Source organism: Secundilactobacillus mixtipabuli (assembly GCF_002217925.1).
GTDB lineage: Bacteria > Bacillota > Bacilli > Lactobacillales > Lactobacillaceae > Secundilactobacillus > Secundilactobacillus mixtipabuli.
In genome coordinates, this window is record NZ_BCMF01000005.1 from 66,059 (window position 1) to 85,292 (window position 19,234).

Annotated in this window: 19 protein-coding genes and 1 tRNA gene; 10 read left to right on the forward strand and 10 right to left on the reverse strand. The window is 44.6% G+C overall.

All coding sequences use genetic code 11. The features are described 5' to 3' along the window. Positions 1 to 83: 83 nt before the first annotated feature. Complete coding sequence (ntdP, locus tag IWT5_RS05530) at positions 84 to 632, reverse strand: nucleoside tri-diphosphate phosphatase (protein ID WP_089088744.1); 549 nt, start codon at positions 630 to 632, stop codon at positions 84 to 86. Positions 633 to 724: 92 nt separating this feature from the next. Next, positions 725 to 1,549: a recombination regulator RecX gene (gene recX / locus IWT5_RS05535; protein WP_225360234.1), complete on the reverse strand. Its 825-nt coding sequence runs from the start codon at positions 1,547 to 1,549 to the stop codon at positions 725 to 727. A gap of 70 nt (positions 1,550 to 1,619) precedes the next feature. On the opposite strand from recX, the gene IWT5_RS05540 reads away from it, so the two are divergent. Beyond that, positions 1,620 to 2,066 (forward strand): flavodoxin, encoded by a 447-nt coding sequence (locus IWT5_RS05540; RefSeq protein WP_089108968.1) that lies wholly within the window; start codon positions 1,620 to 1,622, stop codon positions 2,064 to 2,066. On the opposite strand, the gene IWT5_RS05545 is transcribed toward IWT5_RS05540, so the two are convergent. Together IWT5_RS05545 and wecB are read right to left on the reverse strand one after the other, a co-directional pair. Continuing rightward, entirely contained in the window at positions 2,067 to 3,011 is a 945-nt protein-coding gene (locus IWT5_RS05545; protein WP_089108969.1) for a YihY/virulence factor BrkB family protein, read from the reverse strand. 9 nt (positions 3,012 to 3,020) lie between these two features. Beyond that, positions 3,021 to 4,142 (reverse strand): non-hydrolyzing UDP-N-acetylglucosamine 2-epimerase, encoded by a 1,122-nt coding sequence (wecB, locus tag IWT5_RS05550; RefSeq protein ID WP_089108970.1) that lies wholly within the window; start codon positions 4,140 to 4,142, stop codon positions 3,021 to 3,023. Between the two features lie 224 nt (positions 4,143 to 4,366). On the opposite strand from wecB, the gene IWT5_RS05555 reads away from it, so the two are divergent. Together IWT5_RS05555 and IWT5_RS05560 are read left to right on the forward strand one after the other, a co-directional pair. Next, on the forward strand, positions 4,367 to 5,308 hold the full coding sequence (locus IWT5_RS05555) for a glycosyltransferase family 2 protein (RefSeq protein ID WP_089108971.1): 942 nt from the start codon (positions 4,367 to 4,369) through the stop codon (positions 5,306 to 5,308). 15 nt (positions 5,309 to 5,323) lie between these two features. After that, positions 5,324 to 5,728, forward strand: a complete 405-nt coding sequence (locus IWT5_RS05560) for a GtrA family protein (RefSeq protein WP_089108972.1) — start codon at positions 5,324 to 5,326, stop codon at positions 5,726 to 5,728. A 50-nt stretch (positions 5,729 to 5,778) separates the two neighbouring features. On the opposite strand, the gene IWT5_RS05565 is transcribed toward IWT5_RS05560, so the two are convergent. Continuing rightward, positions 5,779 to 6,252 carry a hypothetical protein gene (locus IWT5_RS05565; RefSeq protein ID WP_089108973.1) on the reverse strand — a complete coding sequence of 158 codons (474 nt, stop codon included), beginning with the start codon at positions 6,250 to 6,252 and terminating at the stop codon, positions 5,779 to 5,781. 214 nt (positions 6,253 to 6,466) lie between these two features. Between IWT5_RS05565 and IWT5_RS05570 the strand changes: the two genes are divergently transcribed. Then, positions 6,467 to 6,919 (forward strand): universal stress protein, encoded by a 453-nt coding sequence (locus IWT5_RS05570; protein ID WP_089108974.1) that lies wholly within the window; start codon positions 6,467 to 6,469, stop codon positions 6,917 to 6,919. A 57-nt stretch (positions 6,920 to 6,976) separates the two neighbouring features. Further along, positions 6,977 to 7,049: transfer RNA gene (locus tag IWT5_RS05575), tRNA-Arg, on the forward strand. A gap of 242 nt (positions 7,050 to 7,291) precedes the next feature. On the opposite strand, the gene IWT5_RS05580 is transcribed toward IWT5_RS05575, so the two are convergent. Next, on the reverse strand, positions 7,292 to 8,614 hold the full coding sequence (locus tag IWT5_RS05580; RefSeq protein WP_089108975.1) for a DEAD/DEAH box helicase: 1,323 nt from the start codon (positions 8,612 to 8,614) through the stop codon (positions 7,292 to 7,294). Between the two features lie 21 nt (positions 8,615 to 8,635). After that, positions 8,636 to 9,640, reverse strand: a complete 1,005-nt coding sequence (locus IWT5_RS05585) for a Gfo/Idh/MocA family protein (RefSeq protein ID WP_089108976.1) — start codon at positions 9,638 to 9,640, stop codon at positions 8,636 to 8,638. Between the two features lie 168 nt (positions 9,641 to 9,808). Here IWT5_RS05585 and IWT5_RS05590 point away from each other — a divergent pair, with 168 nt between their 5' ends. Beyond that, positions 9,809 to 10,174 (forward strand): DUF4828 domain-containing protein, encoded by a 366-nt coding sequence (locus IWT5_RS05590; protein ID WP_159459294.1) that lies wholly within the window; start codon positions 9,809 to 9,811, stop codon positions 10,172 to 10,174. A gap of 66 nt (positions 10,175 to 10,240) precedes the next feature. On the opposite strand, the gene IWT5_RS05595 is transcribed toward IWT5_RS05590, so the two are convergent. Next, positions 10,241 to 11,008 (reverse strand): GH25 family lysozyme, encoded by a 768-nt coding sequence (locus IWT5_RS05595; RefSeq protein WP_089108978.1) that lies wholly within the window; start codon positions 11,006 to 11,008, stop codon positions 10,241 to 10,243. Positions 11,009 to 11,085: 77 nt separating this feature from the next. Further along, entirely contained in the window at positions 11,086 to 11,934 is an 849-nt protein-coding gene (locus tag IWT5_RS05600) for a MurR/RpiR family transcriptional regulator (RefSeq protein ID WP_225360235.1), read from the reverse strand. 355 nt (positions 11,935 to 12,289) lie between these two features. Between IWT5_RS05600 and gntK the strand changes: the two genes are divergently transcribed. The 4 genes from gntK to IWT5_RS05620 all read left to right on the forward strand — a co-directional run bounded on the left by gntK (position 12,290) and on the right by IWT5_RS05620 (position 17,474). Next, positions 12,290 to 13,852 (forward strand): gluconokinase, encoded by a 1,563-nt coding sequence (gntK, locus tag IWT5_RS05605; RefSeq protein ID WP_089108979.1) that lies wholly within the window; start codon positions 12,290 to 12,292, stop codon positions 13,850 to 13,852. Positions 13,853 to 13,961: 109 nt separating this feature from the next. Further along, positions 13,962 to 15,320, forward strand: coding sequence for a gluconate:H+ symporter (locus IWT5_RS05610; protein WP_089108980.1), 1,359 nt, complete (start codon positions 13,962 to 13,964; stop codon positions 15,318 to 15,320). A 106-nt stretch (positions 15,321 to 15,426) separates the two neighbouring features. Then, complete coding sequence (locus IWT5_RS05615; protein WP_159459295.1) at positions 15,427 to 16,749, forward strand: APC family permease; 1,323 nt, start codon at positions 15,427 to 15,429, stop codon at positions 16,747 to 16,749. A 131-nt stretch (positions 16,750 to 16,880) separates the two neighbouring features. Next, on the forward strand, positions 16,881 to 17,474 hold the full coding sequence (locus tag IWT5_RS05620) for a sugar O-acetyltransferase (RefSeq protein ID WP_089108982.1): 594 nt from the start codon (positions 16,881 to 16,883) through the stop codon (positions 17,472 to 17,474). A gap of 74 nt (positions 17,475 to 17,548) precedes the next feature. On the opposite strand, the gene IWT5_RS05625 is transcribed toward IWT5_RS05620, so the two are convergent. After that, positions 17,549 to 19,087: a gamma-glutamylcysteine synthetase gene (locus IWT5_RS05625; protein ID WP_089108983.1), complete on the reverse strand. Its 1,539-nt coding sequence runs from the start codon at positions 19,085 to 19,087 to the stop codon at positions 17,549 to 17,551. Between the last annotated feature and the right edge of the window lie 147 nt (positions 19,088 to 19,234).

Consider the following 19,234-nt stretch of genomic DNA (forward strand, 5'->3'; position numbering starts at 1 on the left):
GCTCTTATTTTACCATATTCTGCACATACAAAAAGCGAGGTCAGCCTCTTGGCTCAACCTCGCTTTTTTCTGAAGCAACCCCATTACTTGTGACGGGAAAGCTCGAGATAGCGTGAGTACCATAGATCAACGTATTCCTTCGAGAACGGACCCTTACGATTATTGATCCAGTCGACCAAAATCAAAACATTCGCTTTCAGAATCTTGTCAATTTCAGGCGGATACTGCCAGCGACGACTAAATACTTCGTACTCGTCAATATCAAGCAACCGTTTTTCTCCATCAGGAAAAACTTTCACGTCTAAATCATAATCTATATACTTTAATGCTTCTTTATCTAAGACATAGGGCGTTGCCAAATTACAGTAATAAGAAACGCCATTATCCCGAATCATTGCGACAACATTAAACCAATAGTGTTTATGAAAATAAACAATTGCTGGTTCGCGAGTGACCCATCGCCGCCCATCGTCTTCAATCACCAATGTATGGTCATTGCAGCCGATCAAGGCGTTTTCGCTTGTTTTAAGTACCATTGTATCGCGCCAAGTTCGATGCAAACTGCCGTCGTGCTTATAGCTTTTGATCGTAATGAAGTCGCCTTCCTTAGGTCCTCTAGCTTCGCGCGCCATATTAAACCCTACTTTCCAAAGTGTCGGGTATGATTAATTAAATTCGCCTTTCATTATAGCAAACCCAATTAAGCAACACAATGGTTAAGGCACTAGCTCTCCTCTTCAGCCTTTTGTTGAAGCCACTTGGTAATTAAATCACTGTCAAACCCCTTCCGGTATAGCGCCTGTCGAATCTTCAGCTGACGCTCCCGTTCTGGCTTAGCGTGATATCTGCGCCACAGTTTCTCGGCTTGGGCAGTCAACAGATCCAGCTCAGTTTCTGAATCCATCTCGAAACTGGTCTCAGCAAGCGCTTGGCCGACGAGGTCGAAAGAAAACCCTTTTTCAACTAATCGTTGCTGAACCTTCTGTCGTTGAATCGTCGGGGTCTTTTTTTGATACTGGCGTTTGAGCTTTTCAACCAGCTCGCTCAGCCGCTCTAACTGCTCTGCCGACTGATAATCTTCCGCCAGCGCATTGTCGACCAGCTGATCTTTGACGCCACGCTGCTTTAGATTTCGTCGAATAACGGTAGGCCCCTTATCACTGGTCCGTTTCATTGTGCGAACGTAGCTGTGAGCGTAATGGTCATCATCAAGCAGGTTTTCATCTACTAACCGTGCCATCACGGGTGCAATGGTTTCTGCTGGCACTTCCTTTTTAACTAAATAATCACTGAGTTCTTTTTCCGTTCGTTGTTGATAGGAAAGATAATTTAATGCCAGCTCAAAAGCCTTTGACTGATTATCTGCTGATTGCAGGGTCGCAATCAGCTCTTTGGTCAGTTCAGTTCCCTTCAGCAACCGATAACGAATCAGAACATCCTCACTGACCGGAAAAGCGTAGTGCCCGTTAACATAGATGTTATAACGACCGGCTCGCTTTTGCGCCTCAATTTTGGTCACTTGCAATTTTGTTGACGAATCCTCTGACAAGTCATTTCACACTCCCTTGTGAGTTTGCTATACTGAAGACAATTCATACTTTAAGATAGGGGCGACTTTAATGGCAACTGCATGCGTTGTGTTTGCGACCATCACTGGTAATAACGAAGATATTGCCGATATTATTTCAGAAAAATTAGATGAACTGGGTGTCGATGTGACAGAATCTGAAATTTCTCAGACTGATGCTGATTCACTTGAAAACGTTGATATTTGCGTCGTTTGTCCATATACCTACGACGACGGTCAACTACCAGAAGAAGGCATGGACTTTTACGATGATCTGCAAGACGTTGATTTAACTGGAAAAGTCTACGGTGTTGCTGGTTCTGGCGATACCTTCTATGGCGATGATTTCTGTGTTGCCGTGGATGCGTTCAGTAAAGCGCTCAAAGAAGCTGGTGCAACTCAGGGTGCTGATGATATCAAAATCAATTTGGAACCCGAAGATGATGACATCAAAGTCCTTGACGCAATGGCTCAAAAGCTTGTTGACCAAGTTAAATAATCACGGTCGCCGTTTAGAAGGCCGCTTCTTTTTAACACTTGAAGCGGGCCTTCTTTTTGTTTGCCGTTTACGGTGAGTGCCCCTGGCTTGATCAACAATGTTTTGCATAATATCGAGTTTTTCAATTTCACCCTGGCGCCACTCCTGAACAGTTGCGTTAATGACCCCGCCAGCTAGGAGAATAATCCCTGAAATGTTCATCCAAATAAGCAAGATGATGAAGGTCCCAATAGTCTGGTAACCGGTGATATTACGGGCAAAGTAACGAATGTAGATCGAAAACCCTTGAGCGAGGACTAACCAGCCCATCGTGGTGACAAAGGCCCCGATCCAAACATAACGTAACTTGACCTTGGCAGATGGGACAACCATGTATAGTAGGCCGCTCAGTAAGAAAATAAATAGAAACGAAATTGGCCAGCGCAAACTGCCAATAAAATCCGTGAAATGATTGGAAAGGTTAAACCAGGGTTTAATGTACCGTCCCAGCCACTCACTCAAACTGAAAAGCACTGCAATCATCACAATCGAAATAATGGCTAATAAAATTAAAATGAACGAAAAAAACCGACTGATAATGGCGTTAGGCTGTTCAATCCCATACGCTAAGTTAATACTACGCTGAAAAGCTGAAACAGCTCGTCCGGCAGACCAAATCGTGACGATAACCCCTAATGATAACGTCCCGGTACTTCCCTGTTCCAGAAAGGACCGAATAATTGGCGCCAATGTCTGATAAACTGGGTCTGGCAAGACTGGTTCAATATAACGCAGCACCCCGTTGCTGTTAAAGTGCAGAAAGGCAATCAAGTTCCCTGCAATCAGCATAATTGGAAAAATTGACAGCAGCATATAGTAAGACAGTACCGCGGCTGAATCATTAATATTTGCGTTATTAAAGCGGTGGATAAGCTGCTTTAAAAAGCCCTTTATTCCTGTTTGCATGATCTACCCTCACAGTTGCTGCTGATGTTCTTCAATAGCGGTTAAAATTCGTTCTGAAGCGTGACCGTCCCCATAGGGGTTTTTGGCCTCTGCCATCTGACGGTAAGCCTGTTCATCCGTCAACAAGGTTTCCATCGCTTGGGTCACGACTTTAGGGTCAGTTCCCACGAGCTTCAAGGTACCGGCTTTGACACCTTCAGGCCGTTCGGTTTCGTCCCGCAAGACCAAAACTGGCTTGCCTAGTGAAGGGGCCTCTTCTTGAACACCGCCTGAATCCGTCATGATCAAGTAACTGCGAGCCGCCAGGTTATGGAAGTCAACCACGTCCAACGGTTCGATCAAATGGACCCGTTCAGCATCGCCCAGTTCAGCCTTAGCGACTTTTTGGACGGCAGGGCTCAAATGGACCGGGTAGACCAGTTCAACGTCGGGATGAGCTGCAATCACTTTGCGGATCGCACGAAAAACCCGTTTCATCGGTTCGCCCTGGTTTTCACGACGGTGCATGGTCAGCAAGATGATTCGCTGCTGATCATCGATCTGGTCGAGAACTGCATGGTGGTAATTCTCGTCAACCGTTTGCTGAAGGGCATCGATAGCCGTATTACCGGTGATAAAGATGCGGTCATCCGGATGATTCTGCTTGAGCAGGTTCTCCCGGCTTAAGGTCGTTGGCGCAAAGTAGTAATCGCTTAAAATATCGGTGAGCTGTCGATTCATTTCTTCTGGATAAGGTGAGTACTTGTCCCAAGTTCGCAGCCCGGCTTCAACGTGGCCCAAGGGAATCTGGTGATAAAACGCGCTGACACTGGCAGCAAATGTCGTAGTGGTGTCACCGTGTACCAGAATGATATCTGGCTGAGCTTCATCAATGATGCCATCTAAATGGGTCAATACCCGGCTCGTAATCTGAGCGAGGGTCTGGTTAGGTTTCATAATATTCAAGTCATAATCAGGCTTAATTTTAAAAATGTCTAAAACTTGGTCGAGCATCTCTCGGTGCTGAGCCGTGACAACTGTAATTGGTGTAAAATGGACGGTATCCTGTTGCATTCTTAAGACGATCGGTGCCATCTTAATGGCCTCTGGCCGGGTACCGAAAACTGTCATTACTTTAATTGGTTTAGTCATATTTTTGAATACTCCCGAGTGATGGATTTACGTTTCAGATAATTCCTTATTTGAATTGAATGGTCGCCTATAATTGTACCAGAACACTTGTTTTAGAGATACAATTCTGATTAATTTTACAGACTTAACCCACTATTTTTAGAAACTTAAACAATTTTAACTTTGTTATTATTCGGATTTGCCTTATTATAGAACTTAGCCTAAGAAGGGAAGGTTGGATATCTATGCGTACCCTCAGCCTGATCGTACCTTGTTATAATGAACAAGAGTCGATCAATATTTTTTATGATGCTGTAGCTAAAGTATTTGATACGATTAATGAAACATCAGAACGCTATCAGCCTGAATACTTATTTGTTAACGATGGTTCTAGCGATAAAACACTGTCAATTTTAAAGGACTTACAACAGCAACACCCAGACACAGTGCACTACCTATCATTCTCACGTAATTTTGGGAAAGAATCCGCCCTAGCCTGCGGACTGGATGCCTCAACTGGTGATTTAGTTGCCGTGATGGACGTTGATTTACAAGATCCACCAGAATTATTGCCAAGAATGATTGATTTGATTGAAAACGACGGTTACGACTGTGTCGGTACCATTCAAAAGGAACGTCGCGGTCAGGGCCGGATTCGAGCGTTTCTTTCTACTCAATTTTATAACGTGATTGACTCCATTTCTGAAGTCCGCATCGAACCAAACGCTCGTGATTACCGCTTGATGACTCGCGAGATGGTGGACACGATTACGTCCCTACCCGAGTATAACCGTTTCTCAAAGGGAATTTTCGCTTGGGTCGGCTACAAAACAACCTACCTGAAATATGAAAGTCAGCCACGAGCTGCAGGGACCTCCCATTGGTCAATCATGCAGCTGGTTAACTATGCCATTGATGGTATCGTAGACTTTTCAGATGCGCCACTTAAGATTGCCACTTGGATCGGCGGTATCTCTTGTGTATTGGCCGTCATTGGCTTCATCTTCGTCATCGTTCGGGCTTTAATGGTGGGCGATGCCGTTGCCGGCTGGCCATCAATGGTCTCCATCATCCTTCTACTAGGCGGTATTCAGTTGTTCAGTCTTGGTATCCTAGGTGAATATATTGGTAAGATTTATTTGGAAACCAAGCACCGGCCAAAGTACATCGTCAAAGAAAAAAAGTAGAGCAAGGAATTTAATATGCATACCCTATGGAACTTATATAAAAAATACGAGTCAGTTGTCAGCTACCTCTTTTTCGGTGGTCTGACCACTCTGATCAACATTGGCGCTTTTGCCTGGTTTAACCCGCACATGAACTTACAGCTTGCGACGGCGTTAGCCTGGTTCGTCTCTGTGGTCTTTGCCTTTATTACCAATAAACTTTGGGTCTTTAATTCTAAATCGATGGACTTAAAAACCTTTTTGTGGGAAACGTTAACGTTCTTCTTTTTCCGGATATTGTCGCTGTTCGTGGATGAATTCATCATGTTTGTTGGTGTCTCATTACTTTCTGGTAATGCTCTGTTCGTTAAAATCATTGATAACGTTGTCGTTGTGCTCATTAACTACTTCTTTTCAAAATGGATCATTTTTAAAAAGTAACCTAAAATACCCTAAGCGGCTAGTCAGACGACTAGTAACTTAGGGTATTTTTAATGACTGTGCTGCAGGTCCTGCAAGAAAGCGGCAATTAAACTCAGCTGCTCCGGCGTATACCGATCGACCAGCTCCAAATGCTGTTTATCCAGCAATTCAGCCAGTTGATCTTGAACCGCCACCACTTGGTTGCCCACCTTTGTTGGCTGATAAATCGCATTCCGCTGTTCTGGCGCTGACTTCGTCACAAAACCAAGACGGGAAAGTTTATTCATGTTTTTGGCAATCACGCCAAAACTAAGATTCATTGCCTCTACCAATTGATCTTCGGATACGGGTGCTAAAGCAACAACTTGCTGCAGTAGTTTTAAACTCAACGTGGATAATTGAGAGATTGCATATTGTAAATCACGATTAGGAATATGCAGCTGGAGCCACTGCCGTTCAAAATTATTATCTTGAGCACGAGTATTCATGATATCAATCAATGAATTCTCGATATGGTGTTTATAAAAATCTAGTTTATCCAAAGTACATCCCTCATTTTCTATCAAAAAAACTATAGCATAAATAATGACGTTGAGAAAGCTGTTTGGCTTGTCCAGACCTTCTTGCCATCATTACTTGAGTCTACAGTTTCCTTTAGAAACACTCATTAACAGTGACGTAAAAGACTTGAAACCACTTTCAAAATGTTTCACAATAAGGTTAAGTCCAATAATAATTACGAAAAGAGTTGATCTTATGTATAATCACATTGTTGTGCCACTAGATGGCAGTCATAACTCTAAGTTGGCGCTTTCTGAAGCCTTAAAGCTGGTTAAACAGTTTAACGCTGAGCTCACCATCGTAAACGTTGCCGATGATAAGCGGCTCATTTATACGGTAACTGGCACGGGTATCGCCAATACTGGCGGCTACTATAAAGAGCTAAACGATCGTGCGACGGCAATTTTAGCTGAAGGGCAAAAACTTGCCGAAGAAGCTGGGGTAACCGCCAAAACCGAGATTCTTCATGGTAGCCCTAAACAAGTTATCGCTGTTGAATATCCCGAAAACCACGATGTTGATCTCATTGTGATGGGTAAATCGGGAACTGACGCGATTGACCGCCTATTGGTCGGTTCAACCACTGCTGCCGTTGTCCGTAATGCGTTAACCAACGTTTTGGTGATTGCTGAGCCTACTAACAGTTAACCTCAACTGTGCTTTACAACCAACCTAATTCATGAGAAAATATTCAGTGTGCATTTTGGCCCCATAGCACAACTGGATAGGGCACCCGCCTCCTAAGCGGCTGATCCCGGTTCGAGTCCGGGTGGGGTCATCATAAGCTGTAACAAAACTCGGTAGATTCCAGAATTTAACGCAAATAATGCCTATTCCGTGCTTTTTCGGAATAGGCATTATTTGCGTTAAATGGCCGGAATCTGAGTTTTGGCGCGTAATTAGTCAATATCGTCGGATCAAACCAAAGTGCAAGCACAACTATCTTACCTAAAGGTTGACTGAAATCAAAAACATGATTCACGCTCTGTTCGAGTGAGAATCATGTTTTTGATGTTGCGTTTAGTTTGATTGTTCACGCTTGTGTCGCATCCCTTTACGCTTGGAATGCTTATTGTGACCCTTCTTTTTCTTGATGGGTTCTGGCAAAGCTGCTTTGACCCTTGGCTTGCGGCTATCCGGTTGAACACTGGTTGGATCTGTCCGCACTTCGCCGGCCACCTTGGCCTCTGCAACGGCTGCTTGATCGGCATCAATGCCCTGTACTTGTTCTGGCCGCTTAGGAACCTTAGTACTTAACTTATGGTCCTGATAGTAAACCGGGACCAGTTCATAGCTGGTGTCTTTTAAAAGCCGTTTCAAATCACGTAAATCATGATCATCGCCAAAGTTGATCACTTGTCCGGGTTCGCCCATCCGACCTGTCCGGCCGACACGGTGGGTATAGATAATAGCGGTTTCGGGTAAATCAAAGTTAACCACTGCTGGTAATTTAGCAATATCCAGACCACGGGCAGCAACGTCAGTCGATAGCAGCAATTTAACGCGCCCTAGCCGAAAATCAGTCAGTGCCTTTTGCCGCTCAGTCTGCCGCTGGTTAGCTGATAACGTTGCCACTGGCACATGGTGATGCATGAGCCAGCTCTTAGTTTGCTGCAATGAACCGACGTGGTTGAAAAAGACCAATGCTTTAAACTGTTTAACCGAGGTTAATTTACCAAGCATCCCGGCCTTTTTCAGGTTACCGACTTCTAATAGACCATGACGGACCTCTCCTTGGGTATGGTCAATGTCACGGACATCGATCCGGGTAACTGGTGTCCCAAACCACTTTTCAAGTTCAGTTAAAATTGGCGTTTCCGTTGCTGAGAAGAAGCCCATCTGGACTTCTGAAGGCACGTTTTGCAGAATCGTCCGAACGGCATCAAAGGTTTCCCCTTCAAGCAAATCGTCGGCTTCATCAACAATAACTGTTTGGACATCGTGCGGTTTCAATTTGTGATCTTCGATGAGATTCAGGATTCGCCCAGGTGTCCCGACAACGATTTCTGGGTGCTTTTTCAGCTGTTCCAGTTGCCGCTTAACGTTGGCACCACCGGTAATCGAGGTGACCTTTAAATCAACCAAGGTTGCAAAGCTGCGTGTCACATGGGTTAATTGCATCGCTAATTCTTGTGACGGCGCTACAATGATCGCCTGAATCCCCTGACCCGGTGCAATCCGCTCTAAAACTGGAACCACGAAGCCAAGTGTTTTCCCTGAGCCAGTGGGTGCTAAGCCAAGGACACTGTCCCCATTTTTTAAGGGTTCATAAACGGCTGATTGAATCGGTGATAATTCATCAAAGCCTAATTTTTCAAATCGATTTTTAAATTGTGGAATCATGTGGGATCCCCTCATTTCTCATTAGTTGTCACGTTCATCATAAAAGACAATCTTACCAGATTGACGCAGATTAAACAGCATTTTATTGACTTGGACACTTAGATTCAGCCAGCGTAAGTATTCAGTTTGGTAATCAATGTTACCCGGTTCGTTGAGGACACGTGCAAAATCGCGGACTTCTGGCAACAGCGGATTCTCCGTGACTGGTTCGCTGATTTGGGTCTTTTGGCCCTCTGAGTCAATATAATCCACAGCCGTAATTTCACCAGCGTCATCAATTTCAATGGTGTCTTTCAAGCCATAAATTTCTGATGCCATGTATGAATTAGTCGTTTTACCAAAGTTCAACGTTACGTTAAATTCAGCGTACTGAAGAACGGCAACTCCCTTGCCGTCAACGCCGGTGGCAATAAATTCTGGGAAATAATTGAATTCATTTGGCATGCCAAACAGTGCAATGGCGTCATATAGCGGATAAACCCCTAAGTCCTGCAGAGCACCGCCACCGAACTTCAGTGAAAAGACGTTTGGTTCTTTGCCTGCCAGTACCTGATCGTACCGTGAACTGTACTTCATGTAGGTCAGGTTAGCACCTTGCACGACAGGCATCTGTTTTAACTGCTTCTCAATGGCGTGAAAGTTTGGTGTGTGAATGTTTCTAGCCGCCTCAAAATAGTGCAGTTCTGGATGTTGCTTAAGTAATTCCTGAATCTGTTCCATTTGCGCCTGATTCTCAAAAGCTGGCTTTTCAACAATAATGTTTTTACCGGCTTCAATTGCCTTTTTGGCCTGGCTAAAATGCAGACTATTAGGTGACGCAATGTAGGCCGTATCAAAGTTGCCCTGATCAAAGAAACTGTCTAAATCGGTATAAGTGTTTGCCCCACCGTTTTTTTGAGCAAAGTCAGTTGCAGTATCTTGGTGTCTTGAATAGACTCCGGTCAATTGGTACAATCCGGAGGTTTGGGCAGCCTCCACGAATTGCTGAGTAATCCAATTAGTACCGATGATCCCAAAGTTTATCATTAAAAAAAAGGGCCCCCTCTTTCTGCTTTTAACTCCATGATAGCAGTTCCAAACTCAAATGATAATTAGAAGTCGATTTTATTTTTTAATTTAAGTTAAAGGATGAGGAATTCGTTTATAAACATGTTAGAATTAATTGAGAGAATTGAAAAAAGGAGGAGACCAAACATGAACGCAAAAGAATTGTTCCACTCAAGTCGAACGTTGATTCACAGTTTGATGCGGTCTTCTCAAAAAATATCGAAGCAAGCTGCTCATGAGACGAACCTTTCCCCCATGATTTTCATTGGTTCATGGCAACTGCGCCATTCTGAAACGGATCGGACACACAAACTAGTGATCGGCCCAGATTTGACGATCAGCATCGATCATCACACCATCCCCTGCAAGGTAGAAACATTAACGAACGATAAGCTTGTTTTATTAGATCACTATGGCTACCACATCACGATTACAGCCAACGAAAAAGTCCCTGTTAAACTCTTTGATGAAGCAGACGATATCATTTACTATATTATTTCGAATACAAATTAATAAACACTAAAGTCGCCTGATAACTTGTTTTGACAAGTTATCAGGCGACTTCTTTTTTAATAGCCATTACTTCGTAATCCACGTATTCCATTGACGCTGGGAACCATTAAATACGGATGCCCCAACCGTTTGCGATTGGCCGTTTAATTTGATAGTGGCTTGATCATTATAAGCAATAAGGGCCACTTGCTTATTCTCATGTGACAAACTAGTTGTTTGCAGCCAGGCCGGGTACTGATTAAGCTCAGAGTGACTCAGCGCACGCCAGACAGTCGGCGTACACCAGATAATCACCCGCTGGTTCTTATATTGCTGCAGTAATGTGAGAAATTGCAATAACCGTTTTTGCGGTACCGGCTGCTTAAGATACTTGGCATCGTAATCACCGTATGTCGTGACTTGAACCGCCACGGGTAACTGTCCCTTTCGCCGGCTAGCTTCCTGGTTAAAGTTCTTAAACTGCGCTTTAGGAGACGTGGTGTAGCTGTAAACGTGATAAACACCGATTTCAAGGTTACTGCCCTGTGCACGATCATAGTTGCTCTGAAACTGATCATCCGTATAGGTTGCCCCTGATGTCGCCCGCAAATAGGCGAACTGGTAACCTTGATGTGCCAGTTGCTGAAAATCCACAAACCCGTTTGCCTGATTCAACGTCACGCCCTTAACTGGATAATGGCTTAACTGCTGATCACGATAGTGCCGGTAACCAAACCAGCCACCAATAATGACGATCAGTATCAGTAAGGTCGAAAAGAAGCGTAATCGTCGTGAACGGTTACGCAGCTGTGTATAGGTATTCGTATAAATCGGTTCTATTCGTCTACGTTTCAAACCTGCTCATCCCTTGTCCCGTTATCAACTCTATTTTACCATGCTTTTTAAAATTCATGGCTGAGCTTAGCAAATGATTAAGTTCTCGTCTGATTAATGGCTGCTTTGACGCGGTTCATAACGGCCTCAGTCTTGTTGGACAACTTAACCGCCACGATGGTGAACAGGCTGTCGATCATTGCCAGTTGGGCGATCAAGGTGTACATACTGTCAGAAGTAGTCGACATTTGATCGGCCAGTGACAGCAGCACCATGTCCGCTTTTTGTGCCAGGGATGAACGGCCATAACTGGTGATTGCAATGACGGGAACGTGATTATTATGAAGCTGTTTGAGCACTGTCAGGGTCTGCTGGTTTTCGCCGGAATGCGAGATCATGATTGCACAATCGTGCTCATCCATTTTAGCGGCTTGCATGAGTTGAACGTCAAAATCGGGATAATATTCGCTGTTAATGGAAGTGCGCAAAAACTTGTGGTAGCCATCAAGAGCCGCCACCGATGAACCCCCTAAGCCGAAGAAAGCGAGTTGGCGACATTTCAAAATATGGTTCGTAATTTCTTCCAATTGATCGTCGTGCAAAAGCGAACGGGTAGAAATCAGGGCATCGATCATCGCCTGAAAGGTTTTCTCCGCCATTTCCTTAGGTGTATCATCTGGCTTAACCTTTTTAAACATACTGCTGCGGTTAACATCTGAAGGAACGTTTGCCAGATCAAGACTAAATTCACGGAAGCTTGAATAGCCGACAGCTTTAGCAAACCGCGAAATCGAAGCCGTCGAGACCCCCACCTTTTCCGCTAACTCGTTGATGGTTAAATCACTGACCATCTGTGGCTGAGCAAAAATATAATCGGCAATTTTTTGGTGTAATTTGCTTAAATTGGGATAGTAAGACCTGATGCTGCTGATCGCTGATTGTGCCAAATTGGCTGCCTCCTACGTTGAAATCCAGGATTTAAAAAGCTTTTTATCTTAGAAATAATGCTATTTATACATATTTTGTTATAAACCTTTACTTAATAGTATTCTGCTTTATTCTACCACTCACTATCAGGAATTGGTACGGGCAGATGATCCGGTTTATACCCAGTATTTTAGCCATTTTAAACTGATTTGTAAATAATTTTCTGTTTTGCCCTTGAATTATGAAATATTTTTTCATATAATTAACGGGTCAAAGTATTAAGAAATTATATTTCGAATGTGAATTCTTGTAAACGTTTTAAAAGTCCTTTACACTCACATTGCAAGACTGAATCAGAAAGGGAGTCATAGAAAAATGGACTATATGATCGGTGTTGATATCGGTACGACCAGTGTCAAAACTGTATTATTCGACAATGTCGGCAAAGTACAAGGTTATTCCAACAATTTGTATCCGCTTTATCAGGATGTTCCGGACATGGCGGAAGAAGATCCAGACGAGATTTTTTCAGCCATCGTTGATGGGTTAACCACTGTTTTACGTAAAGCCAATCTGAGTGCTGGCGAACTTAAGGGGGTTTCCTTCTCGGCCGCCATGCACAGCCTGATTCTATTAGATGAGAACCACAAGCCAATGACCCGCGCTATCACTTGGGCGGATAACCGGGCAGTTAAATACGCTGATCAGCTCCGCGAAAACGGTGTCGGTAAACAGATCTACGAAAAAACGGGTACGCCAATTCACCCCATGACTCCCTTTACCAAATTAATCTGGCTCCGTAACGAACACAAAGATCTCTTTGATAAAGCCCGCTGGTTTGTCGGCATCAAGGAATATGTCATCTATAAACTCTTTGGTGTTTTGCAAGAAGATTACTCCATTGCCAATGCAACCGGGATGTTCAATATCTTCAAGATGGACTGGGATGATCAGGCGCTTGAGTTAGCTGGCGTTTCCCGTGATCAATTACCTAAATTGGTTGATACAACTGATACTGTTTCTGGTATGAATGAAGATTACGCTAAGGTGATTGGCATCGATCCAAACACACCATTCGTGATGGGTGCCTCTGATGGCCCACTGGCCAACCTTGGTGTTAACGCCATTGACCCGGGTGTCGTCGCTGTCACCATTGGGACTTCAGGTGCCGTTCGGGTGGTTACGGATAAGCCCAAGATCGACCCTAAAGGCCGGGTATTTTGTTACTACCTCGCACCTAACAAATGGGTCGTTGGCGGGCCCGTTAACAACGGTGGTATCGTCTTCCGTTGGGTCAGAGACCAGCTCTTTGCCCCCGAAAAGATTACCGCGGAACAGATGAAAATCGACAGCTACGACTTATTGACTGAGATTGCCTCTAAGATTCCTGCAGGCTCAGATGGCTTGATCTTCCACCCATTCCTTGGTGGCGAACGGGCCCCAATTTGGGATGCTAACGCTCGTGGTTCCTTCTTTGGTTTAACACGGAACCACACCCGTGCCCACATGGTTCGGGCAGCTTTGGAAGGTATTGTTTACAATCTTTACACGGTGCTGATCGCACTGGAAGAAGTTGTTGGCAAGCCGGTCAGCATTCAAGCCACCGGTGGTTTTGCCCGCTCAGCTCTCTGGCGTCAGATGTTAGCTGACATCTTTGAGCAGGATGTCACGATTCCAGAAAGTGTTGAGGGAACTGCTTTAGGCGCAGCTGTTCTAGGGATGTACAGTCTCGGTCTGATCGATGACCTCAGTGAAGTTAAGAAGTTTGTTGGTGTGACTAACGTTCACCATCCAAACCCTGATACTTACGAAGCCTACCGTGCGCTGGTACCAATCTATATCCGTTTGAGTCGGCATTTACAGACTGAATACAAGGCCATTGCCGATTTCCAACGCAGTCAAGATGCTAAGAAAAAAGCATCGAATAACGATCTCTAATTTATTATTGGGTGTCAACTTTAAACATTAAAAAGGGTTTCTTGTTGTTTGTCGCTGTGAAACGCCGTCCTGGCGTTTCCAAGGTTATTTCTGAAAGGGCTTTCTAATTATGGAAATACTTGCGTTAGTAATCGGGATCCTATTCCTGTTAGTTTTGATTATTCAATTCAAAATGAACACCTTCGTATCTCTGATTTTAACCTCTGTTTTAACTGCCATTTTACTTGGCATGAACCTCACTAAGATTGCGGCCAGTATCGAAACTGGTATTGGGAGCCAATTAGGTGAATTATCATTAGTCTTTGGTTTTGGTGCTATGCTGGGTCGGTTAGTTGCCGATGCCGGTGGTGCTCACAAAATCGCCACAACTTTAATCAACAAATTTGGTAGAAAACGACTTCAATTAGCTATTATGCTCGCGTCATTCATTATTGGTATTGCACTGTTCTTCGAAGTTGGGATGGTTCTGTTAGTTCCTATCGTCTTTGCCATTGCCGTTGAAGCCGGTGTCCCAATTCTTTACCTCGGGATTCCAATGGCTGCTGCCTTATCCGTTACCCACGGGTTCTTACCACCTCACCCTGCTCCAACTGCCATTGCCGCAGCCTTGGGTGCTAGTGATGGTAAGGTGCTCTTGTTCGGTATTGTCGTAGCCGTTCCAGCTGCCTACATTGCCGGTCCGCTCTTCACTAAGCTGGCCGAAAAGTTTGCCCCTTCTGCTTTCAAGCAAAAAGGTAACTTAAGTTCACTTGGTGAAGTTAAGGAAATGGCACCTGAAGATGAACCAAGTTTTGGAATCTCCGTTTTGACGTCACTCTTCCCCGTTATCTTAATGGCCATCACGACCATCTACAAAATGACGGTCGATGGCGGAACAACGCCAACTAAGAACGCAACCATGCTTGACCAAATCGTTGCCTTTATCGGTGACCCGGCCATCGCTATGCTGATCTCACTGCTATTTGCAATGTGGTCAATGGGTTGGGCTCGTAAACGGGCTACGAAAGACATCATGGAAACCGTTGAAAACGCCGTTAAATCAATTGCCATGCTGCTATTGGTTATTGGTGGTGGTGGTGCCTTCAAGCAAGTTCTGATCGACGGTGGTGTTGGTAATGAAGTTGCCAAGATCTTCACTAACTCAAGTATCAGTCCTCTGATCCTCGGTTGGTTAGTTGCCGTTGTCCTTCGTGTTGCTTTAGGTTCAGCTACCGTTGCTGCTTTAACTGCTGCTGGTATCGTGGCACCACTGATGTCAGCTGCTGGCGTTGATCCTGCCCTGATGGTACTTGCTATCGGTGCTGGTTCATTAGCCGCTTCACACGTTAACGATGCTGGTTTCTGGATGTTCAGAGAATACTTTGATTTGACGGTTAAGCAGACACTTTCAATTTGGACCGTGCTTGAAACAGTTATCTCAGTTGTCGGGATTTGCATGGTTATGATTCTCAACATGTTTTTCCACTAATAATTATCATTGATTTCTAATGTGAAACCCTTCCCCGGTGCGTTGTCACCGGGGTTTTTCTTTGCTATAATCGATAGTTATGAAATTCGGAAGGACGGAAATTACTTTGAGTGAACCAAAATTAAAACGTGAAATCGGTTTGTTTACCGCCCTGTCAACCGTGATGGGAACCGTTATCGGTGCCGGTGTCTTCTTCAAAGTCGCCAGTGTCGTCGAAGTGACTGGCTCTGCCAGCATGACCTTAGTTGCCTGGATCTTAGGTGGTTTACTGACTATCTGTGCCGGCTTAAGTGTCGCAGAACTCGCCGCAGCAATACCACGAACCGGTGGTGCAATCAAGTACATCGAATACACCTATGGTAAACTCCCCGGCTTTTTAATGGGCTGGGCATTGATTTTGGTTTACTATCCCGCCAATATTGCCGCGCTCTCAATCATTTTCTCTACCCAAGTTTTGAACTTGTTTCACTTGCCGTTAATCTGGCATATTCCCATTGCCATTGCCTGTGGGTTAAGTATCACACTGATCAATTTCATGGGTGCCCGCGTGGGTGGTCGGTTGCAATCAATCACCTTAATTTTTAAGCTAATCCCCATTTTCATTATTGCCATCTTCGGCCTTTCCTCAAAGGCTCACGTTGCTGTTTCGCTGATTCCAATTACTGCAGGGCCTCACCTCAACTTTTGGACAGCCTTTAGCAGCGGTCTGCTAGCCACCATGTTTGCTTATGATGGTTGGATCAGTATTGGTAACGTTGCTGGCGAAATGAAGCATCCTGAACGCGACCTGCCTAGAGCCATCGTGCTTGGTCTCGTCTTTATCACCATTATTTACGCCAGCATCAACTTTGTTTTCCTTAAAAGTTTACCGATCGAACACATCGCCGGTAATCTCAACACGGCCTCTGAAACCGCTGAAATGATTTTTGGTGCTTTCGGCGGTAAGTTAGTCACTGTTGGTATCTTGATCTCTGTTTATGGCGCCATTAACGGCTACACGTTAACTGGCATGCGAGTTCCTTTTGCCATGGCAACCGAAGATTCACTACCATTCAGTAAACAGCTCAGAAAGATTTCCCGGAAAACCTACGTGCCTTACTTTGCGGGCTTAGTCGAATTAGGCATCGCCATCATCATGATGTTCATGGGCTCCTTTGACACGCTGACAGACATGCTGGTTTTTGTCATGTGGATCTTCAACGTTTTACTCTTCGTTGCCCTTTTCATTCTCCGAAAACGGGAACCACGGTTACGTCGGCCCTATCGTGTGCCTGGATATCCAGTCATTCCGATTATTGCCATTCTTGGTGGCCTCTTCATTCTGATTATTACCATTATCACGCAAACTGGGCTTGCTGTGACCGGCCTGGTCTTAACGGGTGTGGGTATTCCGGTTTACTACTATCATCAGCACAAACAAACTAAATAATGACCGTAAAAAGGGTTCTCCACTTGGAGAACCCTTTTTCGATCATCCTCTCTTAGTTGGTAGTTAAATCTGCTAGTGATAGAATGTAAGCGATAATCAATTCTATATGATGATTAGAAGGTGTATTCAAAATGACGACTGAATTAGAAAAACAGCAGCATGGTGAGCTATACGACGCTCATGATCCCATATTCAAACAATACAAGGACGAAGCAAACCACTTCTTAATGGTTTATAACCAAACACCTTACGATCAGGCTGATAAGCGCAGACAACTTTTAGAACAGTCACTGGGTGAGATTGGCAAACAAGTCACCGTGGGAACCCCTTTCCTGTGTGATTTTGCCCGAAATATTCATCTGGGCAGCAAAATTTCAATCAATATGAATTGCTCCTTCATGGATTCTGGCGAAATTCGCATTGATAGCGAAACCATGATTGCGCCAAACGTTCAAATCTACACGGGAACGCATCCAGTTCCACTTAAAGAGCGGCTGAATCATCAGTGGGACGCACATCCTGAACAGCACTTTGTGAGGACCCGTTCCTTACCCGTCCATATCAAGCACGGCTGCTGGATCGGGGGTGGCGTGATTATTCTTCCCGGCGTGACCATCGGTGAAGGAACCGTAATTGGTGCTGGCAGTGTCGTCACTAAGGATATCCCCGATCACGTTGTGGCAGTGGGTAACCCGTGTCACGTGCTTCGGAAAATTGAAGAATAACACAAGTTTCACAGTTTCACACAAAGAAATGCGCCCAAGCCTTCTGACTTGGACGCATTTTTTTAATTTCATCGTTAACTTGCTTCATCATTATCCGTTTCCGGGACAGATAAATCTGGGAACATGTGCTTCAAGTACTCCGTCACTGGCTCATCCGGAACATGGTCGGCTTCAATCACCTGCGTAATTGAATTAAAGGTCAGCATCAGCATGATTGCGCCATGCTCGTCACGAACAGCATAGTATCTAATTCCTAACTGGATAGCTCGGAAAATTAATTCCTGTGCTTTAGCTGAAAGTCGTGTCATCCGTGGCAATAATTCATCCGCACCAACCCGCTCAGCTTTCCACTGGGTTGCTCTTTGAGTCCCGAAGGTCATCAGACTGCCGTTTTCATCTAATCGTTTTTCGAGTTTAGCTGATGGTGTCAATTCAGGATGGCTGATCACTTCAGCAAAGTCGTCAACCGCATTAATTAACTCCGTGTGGGCATTTAGCGAAACAGCCAGCTCGTGGAGCCGGTTAAAGAACCGTTGTCCCTCAGCGGCCTTAAACGTGACCTGAGAAGGGCTCTCCAAGGCTACCCGCTCATTATCTTCTTGGGCCTGCTCTAACTGGTTAACGATTTGATCATCATCAACTGGTGTCACTAACGCATCAATAAACAGCAATTTCATGAAGTAAAGCGCGTGTCGGCTAATTCCGTTGGATCTGAACGGTGTGGTATCTATGCCACGGAATTCCAGGTAGCGAACGCCTTTCGCCGATAACTGACTCAGTTGATCCAACCCACGAAGCCGGACGGGACCGTAAAATTCAGATTGGCTGTAGAGCTTTTTGCACTTGATCAAATCGGTCAAGTGCTCAACAAAGTGTGGCAATGACTGATAAATAGTTGCATCAACATCATCATCTGCCAAATTAGCGTAGCCAAAGTGACTGTTACGAATACTTCTGACTGGATGTGAGAGATCTTCTGGTACTTGTTCAAAGAAGCCCTCTTCAGCAACTGGTGACGCGCCAAATAAATAGGTAATCAACCACCGATTCAACACCAAATTTTGAGCCATTCTGAAATAAAGGGCGTTACGGAAGTCGGTGACTTGGTCAAAGTCATCTTCATAGTGCGTATAGAGCCGATTAATAACTGGATCAGGAATGCTGTAGTTCAAGTGGAGGCCGGTCATGATCTTGGCGGTCACACCGTATTTTTTAGTCAGATACTTGCGGTAATCGAGTAATTCTGGCCGAACATAATGCGCTGCAATAAAGGCTTTGTCATCAGGACTGACCCGTGGTGGCATACTCAATGGCCAAATGCGATCCTCACCTTGCAGCGAGCGATAAAAAACGGTTTGCAACGTATCTAACTGATCTAACGCCCCACTGATATTAGGATTAGGATCCGTCACTAATTCAGCCTGAGCTTCAGCAAAATCAGTCTGAAAATAGGGATGAAACTCGCGTGACCCCAGCATTTCTGGGTGCGGTTCACGACTAAGCTGTCCCTTTTTATCGACCCGATTTTCTTCAATTTCCAGCCCAACTAGGCCATGATACAGTTGTTCACTGACGCCTTCTGCTTTGATAACGCTTAATAAATTATCTAACATCCGAGATCCCCCGTTTGTGTGTGGTTGCGTTTAATAAAATTATAGATTAAAACGCGGTGAGTAATCAAGTTATTCACCAATAAAAAGAAGGTTGGGCCAAAAGTTTATACTGGTAAGTATTTCAATCAATCTTCAACAAAATGAGTT

What these genes read in the sequence shown, in the direction of transcription:
- ntdP (WP_089088744.1), bottom strand. Translation starts at nt 632, where the DNA reads ATGGCGCGCGAAGCTAGAGGACCTAAGGAAGGCGACTTCATTACGATC.
- IWT5_RS05540 (WP_089108968.1), top strand. Translation starts at nt 1,620, where the DNA reads ATGGCAACTGCATGCGTTGTGTTTGCGACCATCACTGGTAATAACGAA.
- IWT5_RS05545 (WP_089108969.1), bottom strand. Translation starts at nt 3,011, where the DNA reads ATGCAAACAGGAATAAAGGGCTTTTTAAAGCAGCTTATCCACCGCTTT.
- wecB (WP_089108970.1), bottom strand. Translation starts at nt 4,142, where the DNA reads ATGACTAAACCAATTAAAGTAATGACAGTTTTCGGTACCCGGCCAGAG.
- IWT5_RS05555 (WP_089108971.1), top strand. Translation starts at nt 4,367, where the DNA reads ATGCGTACCCTCAGCCTGATCGTACCTTGTTATAATGAACAAGAGTCG.
- IWT5_RS05560 (WP_089108972.1), top strand. Translation starts at nt 5,324, where the DNA reads ATGCATACCCTATGGAACTTATATAAAAAATACGAGTCAGTTGTCAGC.
- IWT5_RS05570 (WP_089108974.1), top strand. Translation starts at nt 6,467, where the DNA reads ATGTATAATCACATTGTTGTGCCACTAGATGGCAGTCATAACTCTAAG.
- IWT5_RS05580 (WP_089108975.1), bottom strand. Translation starts at nt 8,614, where the DNA reads ATGATTCCACAATTTAAAAATCGATTTGAAAAATTAGGCTTTGATGAA.
- IWT5_RS05585 (WP_089108976.1), bottom strand. Translation starts at nt 9,640, where the DNA reads ATGATAAACTTTGGGATCATCGGTACTAATTGGATTACTCAGCAATTC.
- IWT5_RS05590 (WP_159459294.1), top strand. Translation starts at nt 9,809, where the DNA reads ATGAACGCAAAAGAATTGTTCCACTCAAGTCGAACGTTGATTCACAGT.
- gntK (WP_089108979.1), top strand. Translation starts at nt 12,290, where the DNA reads ATGGACTATATGATCGGTGTTGATATCGGTACGACCAGTGTCAAAACT.
- IWT5_RS05610 (WP_089108980.1), top strand. Translation starts at nt 13,962, where the DNA reads ATGGAAATACTTGCGTTAGTAATCGGGATCCTATTCCTGTTAGTTTTG.
- IWT5_RS05620 (WP_089108982.1), top strand. Translation starts at nt 16,881, where the DNA reads ATGACGACTGAATTAGAAAAACAGCAGCATGGTGAGCTATACGACGCT.
- IWT5_RS05625 (WP_089108983.1), bottom strand. Translation starts at nt 19,087, where the DNA reads ATGTTAGATAATTTATTAAGCGTTATCAAAGCAGAAGGCGTCAGTGAA.